Source organism: Pseudomonas sp. SID14000, from assembly GCF_002165135.1.
In the GTDB taxonomy this organism is placed as follows: Bacteria; Pseudomonadota; Gammaproteobacteria; order Pseudomonadales; family Pseudomonadaceae; genus Aquipseudomonas.
This window is the reverse complement of the sequence record NZ_NFZQ01000010.1, coordinates 129,427-143,259: the sequence shown is the minus strand read 5'-3', so window position 1 is coordinate 143,259 and position 13,833 is coordinate 129,427. Positions and strand designations below refer to the sequence as shown.

General features: G+C 62.4%; 13 protein-coding genes. 7 read left to right on the top strand and 6 right to left on the bottom strand.

What is annotated here, in order from left to right; all coding sequences use genetic code 11:
- Positions 1-34 precede the first annotated feature (34 nt).
- From CAY82_RS16635 to paaY, 6 genes are all read right to left on the bottom strand, one after another.
- Positions 35-487, bottom strand: coding sequence for a hypothetical protein (locus CAY82_RS16635; RefSeq protein ID WP_256576290.1), 453 nt, complete (start codon positions 485-487; stop codon positions 35-37).
- A gap of 307 nt (positions 488-794) precedes the next feature.
- A complete protein-coding gene (locus CAY82_RS16630) occupies positions 795-1,448 on the bottom strand; it encodes an HAD family phosphatase (protein ID WP_087502192.1) in 654 nt (217 codons plus the stop codon).
- Between the two features lie 72 nt (positions 1,449-1,520).
- Complete coding sequence (locus CAY82_RS16625) at positions 1,521-2,867, bottom strand: MFS transporter (RefSeq protein ID WP_087502191.1); 1,347 nt, start codon at positions 2,865-2,867, stop codon at positions 1,521-1,523.
- A 169-nt stretch (positions 2,868-3,036) separates the two neighbouring features.
- Positions 3,037-4,083, bottom strand: a complete 1,047-nt coding sequence (locus CAY82_RS16620) for an AraC family transcriptional regulator (protein ID WP_087502190.1) — start codon at positions 4,081-4,083, stop codon at positions 3,037-3,039.
- Between the two features lie 325 nt (positions 4,084-4,408).
- Complete coding sequence (gene paaX, locus CAY82_RS16615) at positions 4,409-5,332, bottom strand: phenylacetic acid degradation operon negative regulatory protein PaaX (RefSeq protein WP_177408884.1); 924 nt, start codon at positions 5,330-5,332, stop codon at positions 4,409-4,411.
- Positions 5,333-5,409: 77 nt separating this feature from the next.
- A complete protein-coding gene (paaY, locus tag CAY82_RS16610; RefSeq protein WP_087502188.1) occupies positions 5,410-6,009 on the bottom strand; it encodes a phenylacetic acid degradation protein PaaY in 600 nt (199 codons plus the stop codon).
- Between the two features lie 354 nt (positions 6,010-6,363).
- Between paaY and paaF the strand changes: the two genes are divergently transcribed.
- The 7 genes from paaF (at position 6,364) to paaA (ending at position 13,819) form a co-directional block, all read left to right on the top strand.
- A complete protein-coding gene (gene paaF / locus CAY82_RS16605) occupies positions 6,364-7,137 on the top strand; it encodes a 2,3-dehydroadipyl-CoA hydratase PaaF (RefSeq protein WP_061551210.1) in 774 nt (257 codons plus the stop codon).
- Between the two features lie 34 nt (positions 7,138-7,171).
- A complete protein-coding gene (gene paaG / locus CAY82_RS16600) occupies positions 7,172-7,963 on the top strand; it encodes a 2-(1,2-epoxy-1,2-dihydrophenyl)acetyl-CoA isomerase PaaG (RefSeq protein ID WP_015270321.1) in 792 nt (263 codons plus the stop codon).
- Between the two features lie 2 nt (positions 7,964-7,965).
- Positions 7,966-9,483 carry a 3-hydroxyacyl-CoA dehydrogenase PaaH gene (gene paaH / locus CAY82_RS16595; protein ID WP_087502187.1) on the top strand — a complete coding sequence of 506 codons (1,518 nt, stop codon included), beginning with the start codon at positions 7,966-7,968 and terminating at the stop codon, positions 9,481-9,483.
- Entirely contained in the window at positions 9,476-9,916 is a 441-nt protein-coding gene (gene paaI, locus CAY82_RS16590; RefSeq protein WP_087502186.1) for a hydroxyphenylacetyl-CoA thioesterase PaaI, read from the top strand. The genes paaH and paaI overlap by 8 nt, the downstream gene beginning before the upstream one ends.
- Positions 9,909-11,129, top strand: a complete 1,221-nt coding sequence (gene pcaF / locus CAY82_RS16585) for a 3-oxoadipyl-CoA thiolase (RefSeq protein ID WP_087502185.1) — start codon at positions 9,909-9,911, stop codon at positions 11,127-11,129. The genes paaI and pcaF overlap by 8 nt, the downstream gene beginning before the upstream one ends.
- A 121-nt stretch (positions 11,130-11,250) precedes the next feature.
- Entirely contained in the window at positions 11,251-12,570 is a 1,320-nt protein-coding gene (gene paaK, locus CAY82_RS16580; RefSeq protein WP_087502184.1) for a phenylacetate--CoA ligase PaaK, read from the top strand.
- A gap of 259 nt (positions 12,571-12,829) precedes the next feature.
- On the top strand, positions 12,830-13,819 hold the full coding sequence (gene paaA, locus CAY82_RS16575; RefSeq protein WP_087502183.1) for a 1,2-phenylacetyl-CoA epoxidase subunit PaaA: 990 nt from the start codon (positions 12,830-12,832) through the stop codon (positions 13,817-13,819).
- Positions 13,820-13,833 lie beyond the last annotated feature (14 nt).

Here is a 13,833-nt window from a genome sequence, read left to right as displayed (position 1 = left end):
GTGGGCAGATTTGAAGCCAGGTCGCTGGCCTCCATCACTGTGCTGCAGCTCTTGCTTGGACCTCTGCGATGTAACGCAGCACATACGGATCTTGCGAACCTCGCTCCCTGTAGTAGCCAACCACGTTGGCCAACGTCCACCGCCACAATCTCATCAGCACTGGATCGGAAAATTTCCAGCTGCTCGACTCGTACTGATACCGGCTATTGGTTAACACATCCCGATACCGTTCGAATGAACCTTCCTGGCTGTCCAGGGCCAGGGTTTGGCGAATCGCTGCGGGCATGGCATGAAACAACGTCAACAAGTCGTGAGCGTCACGCTTTTGTTTTGGTGGACTCTTACCGATTGACTGCAGGTGCTGGTGAGCCGCTTTGAGCGCTTCGACGTCGAGCTTGTAGGTTTCGCCGGACGTACCTTGGTGCTGATCTGGCACGGAAATAGAGCTATTCAGCAGGTTTTCCGTGCTGACCGCTGCATTGACCATGGCGATATCTGGGAGGTTTTGGGCCTACAGAAGCTCTGCAGTCTTAAGGCAGCTATGGGCGCTTTCAGGCATCCAACCAAGGAAATGACTCATTGAGCGGTACTGCTTGATGGCCCATGGCAGCCGTACATAGCCCGCCAATTGAGCGCCCCTAGCTCATTCTTGAAGGCTGGTGTGCAGGCGTGAGCGTTAGCGCTCACACGTGAGCTACCCTGCCTTCATAATATGATCAAAATGAATAACTATGCTAAATATTCATTTTGTTTAGTTATATAAATTACTCTTCCTATCCTCCTCTTGACAACTATCAACGCCACCGCAGAATCGGCCACCCCGTCGCGTCAGCATGCGCCCGCAGCACGGGATCTGGATTGACTGTATGCGGTTTGGCGACAAGCGAAAGCAACGGCAGGTCATTGCGCGAGTCCGAGTAGAAGTAGGCACCGTCCAACCCCTCGCCCTGCTCTTGCAGCCAGCTGTGAAGCCGCGCCACCTTGCCGTCCCGGTAGGTCAATATCCCGCTGGTATTGCCGGTATAGGCACCCTGCTGATGTTCAAGGTCAATCGCCAGCACTTCTTCTACGCCAAGCTGCTTGGCGATACGGCTCACCAGGAAGTGTGCAGACGCTGAAATGATCAGCAGGCGGTCCCCCTTTTCGCGATGTCGCGCCAGGCAGGCAATAGCGTCTTCATGGATGCGCGGGGTGATGACATCTTCCACGAAGGGAGCCACCGCCTCGGCCACCTCCTCTATCGTGCGGCCCACCAGGGGCGAGAGGCTGAAGGTCATGTACGCCTCCATGGCCAACTTGCCTTGCGCATAGAGCGCCATGAGTTCGCGGTCGCGCTCGATGAAGCTCGGCCCATCGACCCAGCCGAGCGCGGCCATATGGCTGCTCCACAGGCTGGCACAGTCGCCATCGATTAGGGTGTCGTCCAGATCAAACAGTGCGAGGGCCATCGGCCACCTCCAGGGTGAAAAGTCGAGGGGCGACGGCCTTTTCAGCCATCGCCGGGTGAAATGACAGTGGGATCAGCGAGTGGTTTGCGTGGATGTCGCGACACCGCCCGACGTCGTCTCGAGTTCGCTGATAGTCGCCTGACTTGCTGGGCGGGTGTTCCAGAACGGCACCAGCAGCAAACTGGCGAGCAACGCAGCGCCGGTGAAGACGAAGAACACAGTGATGGTGTCGAAGTAGCCAGGCAGCAGCCCACCGAGGATCGCACCTACCGAGCCGCACCCGTTGACGAAGCCTGTGGCGGTGCCCGCGGACTCGCTGGTGCCGAAATCAATGGCGGCGGCGCCGCTGATCATTGAGTCAGGGCCATACAGCGTGACACCCATCATGAACAGCAAGCCGACCACCAGGTAGATGTTGCCGCTTTGCATTGTCGGCACGAACAGTATCAGCCACAGGGTCAGAGCCATCAGGCTGATGACGCAGGCCGGCATGCGCCGAGCGCCAAACAGTTTGTCGGAGGCGATGCCGATCAGAATCGGGCCGACCAACCCTGCGACTTCGAACGCGGACGGCACAATGGCCGAAGCCACTTTGCCGATACTCGGCATGCGCTCGTAGACGATCACCGGCCCCCACATCAGGATTGCATAGCGAGCAGGCTTGAGCAGGAAATACGCTATCCCCAGCACCAGGACAGTACGGTTGGCGAGCACCTTGCGCAGCGCCGTCCGGTAGTTCTCCCGGGGAACGTCGGTTCGCCCGGCCAACTGGTCCTCGTCTTCGACGGCAGGCAATCCTACATCCTGCGGGCGATTGCGTTGCAACAGGAAGAACAGCACGGCAACCACGAGCACGACGCCCGCCGAAGAAATGAACGCCATGCGCCAATCATGGGAGATCTGGTACGCCCACCACCCGGCGAACGGCGTTGCGACCAGGCCGCCGAACGCGTAGCAGGTGCTCCAGTAACCCAGCACGCGGCCGCGCTCACGGGTAGCGAAGAAGCATCCGATGTTCTTGCACAGTCCTGACCAGCCCGTGGATTGTGCCAACCCCTGAATCACCATGCAGCTGGCGAAGATCGGTAAAGTCGCGAAGGTGCCCATGGCCAGCGCGGCCAGGGCTGACACCACGAGCCCGCCAAGCACGACGACGCGGGTACCGTAACGGTCAGCGAAGACACCCCATGCGAACTGGCCTACGGCGTAGGCGGCCAGATACAGCGCGTCGAGGTTGGCCATGGCCGCTTTGTCGAGCATAAAGCTGGGGTCTTCGGCGATTCCCAGCTTGGCAACCGAAAAGGCTTTGCGGGTGAAATAGAACGCGGCATAGGCCAGCCACGTGATGATGAATATCTGAACGCGCCAGTGTTGAAGGGATTTCCAGTCATGGCGTGCGTTCTCAGGACTCTTGTACATGTTGTTGTCCTCTGTTCATTACCGCGACGTAGGCCTGGCACCCCTGCTCTGCTCGATCAAGGCGCCTGCCGGTAGGTATCCGGAACTTGCGAACCTGATCTTATCGCCTGGTCTAGACCAAGACTTGACCCTGCACGGACGTGTTCAACATGCAAAGTCAATTTTCAGTTCAGCAGTCTTCGCTACGCCACTGCCGCGGGCTTACGCCAAACCAGCGGCGAAAAGCCCGGGAGAACGCACTGGTCTCGGAGTATCCGAGCAACCCCGCCAGGTCAGACACCGGCCGTTTGGGCTGTCGCAGGTAGTGCACCGCCAGATCCCGGCGGACCTTTTCGACAAGCTGGCTGAAGCTCATGCCTGCCTCGCGCAGGTGGCGTTGCAACCCGGCCGAACTGAGCTCCAGCGCCTGCGCGATCTTTTCCAGGCAAGGCTCTCCACAGCTCAGGGCAAGGCGCACCTGAGCGTCCGCCTCATCCAGCAGGTTGCGCCGCTGATCGTGCGCGCCCAGGCGCTGAAGCACGTCCTGGACCAGAAACAGCAAATTGGCATCGCGCTCTGGCATCCACTGATCTTTGAGGTCAGCCTTGGGGACGAGCATCGAGTTGCAACCGCGACCAAAATAGACAGGCGCGCCGAACGCCTGCTGATGCACTTGCCAGTCCTGTGGGCGAGCGTGCTCGAAGCTGACCGCGAACGGCGCCCAGTCCTTGCCCAGCACGTGGCGTATCAGGTTAAGCACCATGCCCATGGTCAGTTCGGCATCCTGCCGACGCTCCAGAATGGCGCTGTGCCGCACTTGGTAATCGAAGCGATAGCACTTGCCGCAGTCGACCAGCCGTATCAAGGTATCGTGCTGGTGGTAAGGAAACGCCGACGCGAAATTGCGCAGGGCGTCCTCCAGCATATTGGACAACAACCCGACATAGCCCAGCAGCCCAAGGGCTTGGGGCTGAAACTGCAGACCGTAGTGCAAACCGAAGTTATCGCAGTGCGACTGGCGGGCCGCCTCTTCCAGCACCTGGCAGTAATTGGTGAGCGGCAGGCTCAGCGTGGGTTGGCGCAGGCTTTCGGGATTGACCCCGGCCCGTCCCAGTATCAGGTCAATATCGCCTCCGACGCCTGTGACGAACCCCTCCAGCCCACTGGCAGCAGCCGACAGGACGCCGAGGTTGCCCGCAACTGGCGGGACGGTGCAGCAGAGCAGTGGAGAATGCATGGTCTAGTCCAGTTCAGGTTCGGTGTCTGAGCAATGCAAACACCATGCCCTGCCTTCACCCCTCAAAAAGGCGCTTTGCAGCCAGAACGCGGCAATGGAACTGGGGTAATGGGTAACACGCGTAACAATCAGCCACGCGACTGCAAAGTAAGCCAGAATACCTGCGGCGGGCAGGCATGGGTCGGTCTTTGGGCAGCAACCTGCCTGCGGATCCCTTGCGTCTGGATCCGCATAATCAACTGGGCTTGCTTGAACACCTGCGTGCTACTGGTCTAGACCTGTTGGCGAACTTTCATGCTTTTATGGTTGCCATTGAACCCAATCCTCAAACAAGCCCGCCAAAACGCCTGTAGAAGCCTTCATTCACATCAGGTAAAGGCCCATCAGCCGTCTCCAGCGCGGTATTCAGCCATTCTTCCGCCTTGGCAAACACCAGACGATAGAGGTTACGGCACAACTGTCGCGCAGCCCTTCCCTCCCAATCCCCTGGCAGCAGCTCGTCTGGCAGTTGCGGATCGCGCAGCAGCAGCCGGCGGTATTCGTGAATCAGCAGCGTGCGTGCCAGGAAGCAATCCTGGGCATCGAGCTGTTGCTGCTCTTTGAGGCCTTGCCATAGCGGCCTGAACAGCTGGATGAACTCGCTGTACTGCTGCCCCAGTTCGTCGATACGCCAGCTTTCCCGCACCTGGGCGCGCATGGCCTTGGAGGCAAGCACCTCCTGGGTGTGGGTTTCAAAGACGATGCTGTCGTCGCTGGCCTCCAGGTCACGCAAGGTGGCGGCCAGGTCGGCGCGGTCTGCCCGTGGGCAGCCCAGCAGGTTCGGCGCCATGGTCCCAAACCCCTGCCACTCCAGCTCCTCACGCAAAGCCTTGCGCTTGCCGGCCTCCAGTTGCGAGAGCAACACCAGCGTCCAGGCACCGTCCCAGGCAGGCTGGCTGGGGCTGTAGACCCGTTTGAAGGCTTTCTCGAACCGCCGGCGGCCCGTACCGGTCAGGCTGTAGTAGCTGCGCCGGCCAACCTTTTCGGCGGTGAGCCAGCCTTCCTTGGTAAGGCGGAAGATCGACGTGCGAATCAGGCGCTCGTTGATGCCGATCGGCTCCAGCAGGTTGATCAGGCTACCCAGCCAGACGGTTCCGCCGTGGGGCTCGATGGCGTCGCCGTACAAGGTGATGATCAGCGAACTGGCGCGGATCGGCGTCTGTTCCTGGAAGCGGGTGATCAGGTGATTCAGTGGGGCGAGATTGCTCATGGGCGAACTGTGCGCGGATAAAGCACCGACTATACCTGCGCGGCGGGCCGCCTGGCCATTGCGTGACGCAGCCAGGCTCATGCCGATGCCTGGCCTTTGGGCCTGACGCCGGAGTCCTCCATACGTGGGCGCGCGGGCTCGATCTCGGTCAGTGGTGGGCATTCGACCATGGTGTTCATGCAGCGTTGCGCCAGATGCTGGTACTCCGCTGTGCCGCGTTGCTTCCAGGCAAGCTCCTGTTCGGTCAGCGGGCGCTTGACCTGGGCTGGCGAACCCATCACCAGGCTTTGCGCAGCACATTCAAAACCCGCCTTGACAAAGGCCGTGGCTGCGACGATGCAGCGCGGTGCCACATGGGCGCCATCCATCACCACCGCGTTCATGCCGATCAAGGCGTCTTCGCCCACGCGGCAGCCGTGCAGCACGGCACCATGCCCGACATGCCCGTTGCGTTCGACCACCGTGTCGCCACCCGGGAAGCCATGCATCACGCAGGTGTCCTGCAGGTTGGCGCCCTCCTCCAGCACGATACGGCCGAAATCCCCCCGTAGCGATGCCAGTGGGCCGACGTAGCAACGAGGGCCGACGATGACATCACCGATCAGTACGGCACTGGGGTGCACGTAGGCTGTCGGGTGAACCACCGGCGTCAGGCCGTCCAGTCGATAGCAAGGCATGGCAAAGCTCCTGAAATGATTTGAGATGCACATTGATCTTGTATCACAAAGTAATTGAGCGTCAATTGCCAGGCTTGTGTATCGCTTTTGCTGGCGTGATTGCACTCGCGCAAATTCACCGAAATTCGCTGAAAAGCAGATGAATAAGCGATTCATCTGAAGTAAAAGCCAATCTGTCTAAACCGCAATCAACGCTAAAAGAGATACATGAAACAATTTTCAATGTTGCATTGATGTATCGCATGATGCATATACTGGTTCCACCTGGACGTGATCCCGCATCACGCCCCTGCAAACAATTCCAAGAAATGCCGGCCCCACGATGTGCCGTGCGTGCAGCCAGAGGAACCCGACATGCCGCGATATCTCGATGTGCAGGCGCCTGAACACGGCGTCCAGCTCATTACCCTGCAACGGCCCGAGGCACTCAACGCCCTGTGCACCGAGTTACTGGCAGAGCTGGCCGCTGCACTGGAAGCGGCCGGGCAAGACGAGCAGACCCGCGCGGTGGTCATCACCGGCAGCCGCAAGGCATTCGCCGCAGGCGCCGATATCCGCGAGATGGCCGAGCGCGACCTGGTCGGCATCCTCAACGACCCCCGGGTGGCCCACTGGCAAAGCATCGCCGCTTTCGCCAAGCCACTGATCGCCGCCGTCAACGGCTACGCCCTGGGTGGCGGCTGCGAACTGGTGATGTGTGCCGACATCGTCATCGCCGGCAGCGACGCCCGTTTCGGCCAGCCGGAAATCAACCTCGGCATCATCCCCGGCGCCGGTGGCACCCAGCGCCTGCTGCGGGCAGTAGGCAAGCCGCTGGCCATGCAAATGGTGCTGACCGGCGAAGCCATCACCGCCCGTCATGCCTTGCAGGCCGGGCTGGTCAGCGAAATCACCCAGCCGGAACTCACCGTAGAACGCGCCCTGCACATCGCCCGCAGCATCGCCGCCAAGGCCCCACTGGCGGTGCGCCTGGCCAAGGAAGCGCTGCTCAAGGCCGGCGATACCGACCTGGCCAGCGGCCTGCGCTTCGAACGCCATGCCTTCACCTTGCTGGCCGGCACCGCCGACCGCGACGAAGGTATCCGTGCCTTCCAGGAAAAACGCCAGGCCCGCTTCCAGGGCCGCTGATCATCTTTCCCTCGACTGACGGAGCGAGTCTGTCATGACTTTCCAGCACATCCTGTTTTCCATCGAGGACGGCGTCGCCCTCCTCTCGTTGAATCGCCCCGAGCAGCTGAACAGTTTCAATACCGCCATGCACCTGGAAGTGCGCGAGGCACTCAAGCAAGTACGCCAGAGCAGCGAAGCACGGGTGTTGTTGCTGACTGCCGAAGGCCGTGGTTTCTGCGCCGGCCAGGACCTGTCCGATCGCAACGTCGCCCCGGGCGCCGAGATGCCGGACCTGGGCGAATCGATCGACAAGTTCTACAACCCGCTGGTGCGCACCCTGCGCGACCTGCCGCTGCCGGTGATCTGCGCGGTCAACGGCGTGGCTGCCGGCGCCGGCGCCAACATCCCGCTGGCCTGCGACCTGGTGCTGGCCGCCCGCTCGGCCAGCTTCATCCAGGCCTTCTGCAAGATCGGCCTGGTGCCCGACTCCGGCGGTACCTGGTTGCTGCCGCGCCTGGTCGGCATGGCGCGGGCCAAGGCCCTGGCCATGCTGGGCGAGCGCCTGGGCGCCGAACAGGCCCAGCAATGGGGGCTGATCCACCGCGTGGTGGACGATGCCGCACTGCGCGACGAGGCCCTCACCCTCGCCCGCCAGCTCGCCACCCAGCCCACTTACGGCCTGGCCCTGATCAAGCGCAGCCTGAACGCCAGTTTCGACAACGGTTTTGATGAACAGCTGGAACTGGAGCGCGACCTGCAGCGCCTGGCCGGGCGCAGCGAGGACTATCGCGAAGGCGTGAGTGCCTTCATGAACAAGCGCACGCCGGCATTCAAGGGGCGTTGATCATGAGCGCACTCGCAAGCAATGCCCAGGTGGCGGTGATCGGTGCAGGCGCCATGGGCGCAGGCATCGCCCAGGTTGCGGCCCAGGCCGGCCACCCGGTAAAGCTCTACGACAACCGCCCGGGCGCTGCAGCCCAGGCGGTGGCCGGCATAGACCGGCAACTTGCCCGCCTGGTGGAAAAAGGCAAGTTGCAGGCTGCCGAGCGGGAAGCCATCAGCGTCCGGCTGTGCCCGGTAGACGACCTCGAAGCCTTGGCCGATGCCCGCCTGGTGATCGAGGCTATAGTCGAGAACCTGCAGGTCAAGCAGGCGCTGTTCAGCCAGCTGGAAACCTTGTGCGCCGCCGACTGCATCCTCGCCAGCAACACCTCGTCGCTGTCGATCACTAGCCTGGCTGCCGGGCTGCAACGCCCGCAGCAGGTGGTCGGCATGCACTTCTTCAACCCGGCACCGTTGATGGCCCTGGTCGAAGTGGTCTCAGGCCTGGCCACCGCCCCGGCCGTTGCCGCGTGCATTCATGCCACCGCCCAGGCTTGGGGCAAGCAGCCGGTGCACACGCGCTCCACACCTGGCTTCATTGTCAACCGCGTGGCGCGGCCGTTCTACGCAGAAAGCCTGCGATTGCTGCAGGAAGGCGCAGCCGATTGCGCCAGCCTCGATGCGCTGCTGCGTGATGCCGGCGGTTTCCGCATGGGCGCGTTCGAACTCACCGACCTGATTGGCCACGATGTCAATTACGCCGTTACCTGTTCGGTCTTCGATGCGTTCTATGGCGACTTCCGCTTCCAGCCTTCGCTGGTGCAAAAAGAACTAGTGGACGCAGGCCGCCTCGGGCGCAAGACCGGCCAAGGCTTCTATAGCTATGCCGAAGGCACCGAACGCCCGCAGCCAGTCGAAATACATGGCGCTGCCATCGTCGATGCCTGCGTCGTCGAAGGCGACCTGGGGGTGATGCAGCCGCTGGTCCAGCGCTTGCGCCAAAGTGGCGTCGCCGTGACCCAGCGCGCCGGCGGTGGCCTGATCCAGGTGGGCGATGCCACCCTCGCGCTGTCCGATGGCCGCCTGGCCAGCCAGCGCGCCCGGGAAGACGGCCTGCGCAATCTGGTGCTGCTCGACCTGGCCCTGGACTACGCCACCGCCACCCGTCTCGCCATCAGTTGGTCGGCCGACACCAGCGACAATGCCCGCGACCAGGCAGTGGCCTTGCTGCAGCACGCCGGCCTGAAGGTAACGCCGGTCGCCGACCTGCCCGGCCTGGTGGTGCTACGTACCGTGGCGATGCTCGCCAACGAGGCCGCCGATGCCGTGCTGCAAGGTGTCGGCAGTGCCGCTGACATCGACCTGGCCATGCGCGCCGGCGTCAATTACCCCCGCGGCCCGCTGGCCTGGGCCGCGAACATCGGCATCCCCCACACCCTGCGCGTGCTCGACAACCTGCAGCGCAGCTACGGCGAGAGCCGCTACCGCCCTTCCCTGCTGTTACGCCGCTGCGAAGCCAAAGGAGGCACCCTGCATGACTGAAGTCGAACTGGCACAAGCCTGTGCCGAGGCCATGTACGCCCGCGACCAGGCCACCCAGGGCCTGGGCATCCGCCTGCTGGAAGCCGGCCCGGGCCAGGCATGCCTGCGCATGCCGGTACGCGCCGACATGATCCAGGGCCATGGCACCTGCCATGGTGGGTTCATGTTCGCCCTGGCCGATTCGGCGTTTGCCTTTGCCTGCAACAGTTACAACCAAGCCACTGTCGCCCTGGGCTGCAACATCGACTACCTGGCTCCGGCGCTGCGCGATGACGTGCTCACTGCCCGCGCAAGCGAGGTCAGCCGCAAGGGCCGCACCGGCCTGTACGAGGTCCGCATCGAAAACCAGCGCGGTGAGCTGGTGGCGATGTTCCATGGCAAATCCTACAAAGTGCGCGGCACTGTGCTGGCGCAGGAGACGCAAGATGACTGAACACACCCTGGCCGACGCCTTGATCATCGATGCCGTGCGCACACCCATTGGTCGTTATGCCGGGGCCTTGAGCGGCGTGCGCGCCGATGACCTGGCCGCCATCCCGCTCAAGGCCCTGATCCAGCGTCACCCCGAACTGGACTGGAAAGCCATCGACGACGTCGTCCTCGGCTGTGCCAACCAGGCTGGTGAAGACAACCGCAACGTGGCGCACATGGCCAGCTTGTTGGCCGGGCTGCCTATCGAAGTGCCCGGCACTACCATCAACCGCCTGTGCGGTTCCGGCCTGGACGCCATTGGCTATGCGGCCCGCGCCCTGCGCTGCGGTGAAGCCGGGCTGATGCTGGCCGGCGGCGTGGAATCGATGTCTCGCGCGCCGTTCGTCATGGGCAAGTCGGAGCAGGCGTTCGGCCGCGCAGCCGAGCTGTTCGATACCACCATCGGCTGGCGTTTCGTCAACCCGCTGATGAAGGCGGCCTTTGGTACCGATTCGATGCCGGAAACGGCCGAGAACGTTGCCGAACAGTTCGGTATTTCCCGCGCCGACCAGGACGCCTTCGCCCTGCGCAGCCAGCACAAGGCCGCAGCCGCCCAGGCACGCGGGCGCCTGGTACGGGAAATCGTGCCGGTCGAGATCCCTCAGCGCAAAGGCCCGGCCATAGTGGTCGAGCACGACGAACATCCCCGCGGCGACACCACCCTGGAGCAACTGGCCAGGCTTGGTACCCCGTTCCGTGATGGCGGCAGCGTCACCGCCGGCAATGCCTCCGGGGTCAATGACGGTGCCTGTGCCCTGCTGCTGGCTAGCAGCGCAGCCGCCCGCCGTCATGGCCTGAAGGCCCGTGGCCGCATTGTCGGCATGGCGGTGGCCGGGGTCGAACCACGGCTGATGGGCATCGGCCCGGTCCCGGCTACCCGTAAGGTGCTGGAGCTTACAGGGCTGTCGCTGGCCGACATGGATGTCATCGAACTCAACGAGGCCTTTGCCGCCCAGGGCCTCGCGGTATTGCGCGAGCTCGGCCTGGCCGACGACGACGAGCGGGTCAACCGCAACGGCGGTGCCATCGCCCTGGGCCACCCGCTGGGCATGAGCGGTGCACGCCTGGTCACCACCGCGCTGCACGAACTGGAAGAAACCGCCGGCCGCTACGCCCTGTGCACCATGTGCATCGGCGTTGGCCAGGGCATCGCGATGGTCATTGAACGCCTCTGAGCGGTTCAGACCATCGGCTTGTTACCGAACCGAACGCAGCCGTATATGCTGCGCTCATGACACTCACCACGCGGCCTGCAACCGGTACCGCGCGGCGTACAAGAACAATTCGAGTGAAGCCATGAACATGTACCATGATGCCGATCGTGCCCTGTTGGACCCGATGGAAACCGCCAGCGTCGACGCCCTGCGCCAGCACCAACTTGAGCGCCTGCGCTGGAGCCTTAAGCACGCCTATGACAACGTGCCGCTGTACCGCCAGCGCTTTGCCGAATGCGGCGCCCACCCCGACGATCTCAAGTGCCTCGAAGACCTGGCGAAGTTCCCCTTCACCGGCAAGAACGACCTGCGCGACAACTACCCCTACGGCATGTTCGCCGTTCCCCAGCAAGAGGTGGTGCGCCTGCACGCCTCCAGCGGCACGACCGGCAAGCCGACGGTGGTCGGCTACACCCAGAACGACATCGACACCTGGGCCAATGTGGTCGCCCGCTCGATCCGCGCCGCTGGTGGGCGCAAGGGTGACAAAGTGCATGTCTCCTACGGCTACGGCCTGTTCACCGGCGGGCTTGGTGCGCATTACGGTGCCGAGCGCCTGGGCTGCACGGTGATCCCCATGTCCGGCGGCCAGACCGAGAAGCAGGTGCAGCTGATTCGCGACTTCCAGCCCGACATCATCATGGTCACCCCCTCCTACATGCTGAACCTGGCCGATGAGATAGAGCGCCAGGGTATCGACCCGCACGATCTCAAGCTGCGCCTGGGCATATTCGGCGCCGAGCCATGGACCGATGAGCTGCGCCGCTCGATCGAGCAACGGCTGGGCATCGATGCCCTCGACATTTATGGCCTTTCGGAAATCATGGGGCCTGGGGTGGCGATGGAATGCATCGAAACCAAGGATGGCCCGACCATCTGGGAAGACCATTTCTACCCCGAGATCATCGACCCGATCACCGGCGAGGTGTTGCCGGACGGCCAGTTGGGCGAACTGGTGTTCACCTCGCTGAGCAAGGAAGCGCTGCCAATGGTGCGCTACCGCACCCGCGACCTGACCCGGCTGTTGCCCGGCACCGCCCGACCGATGCGGCGGATCGGCAAGATCACTGGCCGCAGCGATGACATGCTGATCATTCGCGGGGTCAACGTGTTCCCGACCCAGATCGAGGAGCAGGTGCTAAAAATAAAACAGCTTTCAGAAATGTATGAGATTCATCTGTATCGCAATGGAAACCTGGACAGCGTCGAGGTGCATGTGGAATTGCGCGCAGAGTGCCAGCACCTTGATGAAGGCCAGCGCAAGCTGTTGACCGCGGAACTGACTAGGCAGATCAAGACCTATATCGGCATCAGCACCCAAGTGCGCCTGCAGCCCTGCGGCACGCTCAAGCGTTCCGAGGGCAAGGCCTGCCACGTGTTCGACAAACGGTTGGCCAGCTGATTCATTCGGCTGCCTTTTCTGCCCCGGCATCGTCCGGGGCTTTTTTTTTTGCGTTTTTCCGGCTGGCCTCTTCGCGGGTAAACCCGCTCCCACAGGAATCGCATCATGCCTGGGGCTGCACATGACCTGTGGGAGCGGGTTTACCCGCGAAAGGGCCATCAATGTGATACACAAATCTTATTTGATACACACAAATGTGTTTGACGTTATGTTTTGTATCGCTTACAAATGACTCATGCCTTAGCAGGAGTCGGAACACATGTACGCACAGCTAGTGGAAACCGGAGTCAAGCGCGTCAAGTCGCTGGAGGAGATGTCGCCCGAAGAGCGCAACTTCCAGGAAAAGATCGACGCCGAAATCAAGATCGAAGCCAAGAACTGGATGCCCGAGGCCTACCGCCAAACCCTGATCCGGCAGATCTCCCAGCACGCCCATTCGGAAATCGTCGGCATGCTGCCCGAAGGCAACTGGGTCACCCGTGCCCCCAGCCTCAAGCGCAAACTGCAACTGATGGCCAAGATCCAGGACGAAGCCGGCCACGGCCTGTACCTGTACAGCGCCATGGAAACCCTGGGCGCCGACCGTGACGAAGAAATCGCCAAGCTGCACAGCGGCAAGGCCAAGTACTCGAGCATCTTCAACTACCCCACCCTCAGTTGGGCCGACATGGGCGCAGTGGGCTGGCTGGTGGATGGCGCCGCCATCGTCAACCAGGTGGTGCTGCAGCGCACCTCATACGGCCCCTACTCCCGCGCCATGATCCGCATCTGCAAGGAAGAAAGCTTTCACCAGCGCCAGGGCTACGAAATCCTCCTGACCATGATGCGCCACGGTACCCAGGCTCAGAAGGACATGGTCCAGGACGCCATCAACCGCCTATGGTGGCCAGCTCTGATGATGTTCGGCCCAAGCGACGAGCATTCCCCCAACAGCGCTCAGTCCATGGCATGGAAGATCAAGCGCCAGACCAACGATGAACTGCGCCAGCGCTTCATCGACCAGACCGTGCCGCAACTCGAACTGCTCGGCTGCACCGCCCCCGACCCCGAACTGAAGTGGAACGCAGAGCGCGGTCACTACGACTTCGGCGAAATCCAGTGGGACGAGTTCTACGAAGTGATCAAGGGCAATGGCCCATGCAACCAGGAACGCGTCGCCACCCGGCGCAAGGCCATCGAGGACGGCGCCTGGGTACGCGAGGCCGCCGTGGCCTACGCGCGCAAGCAACAGAACAAGAACGCCGCCTGAGCGGCGAATGATGC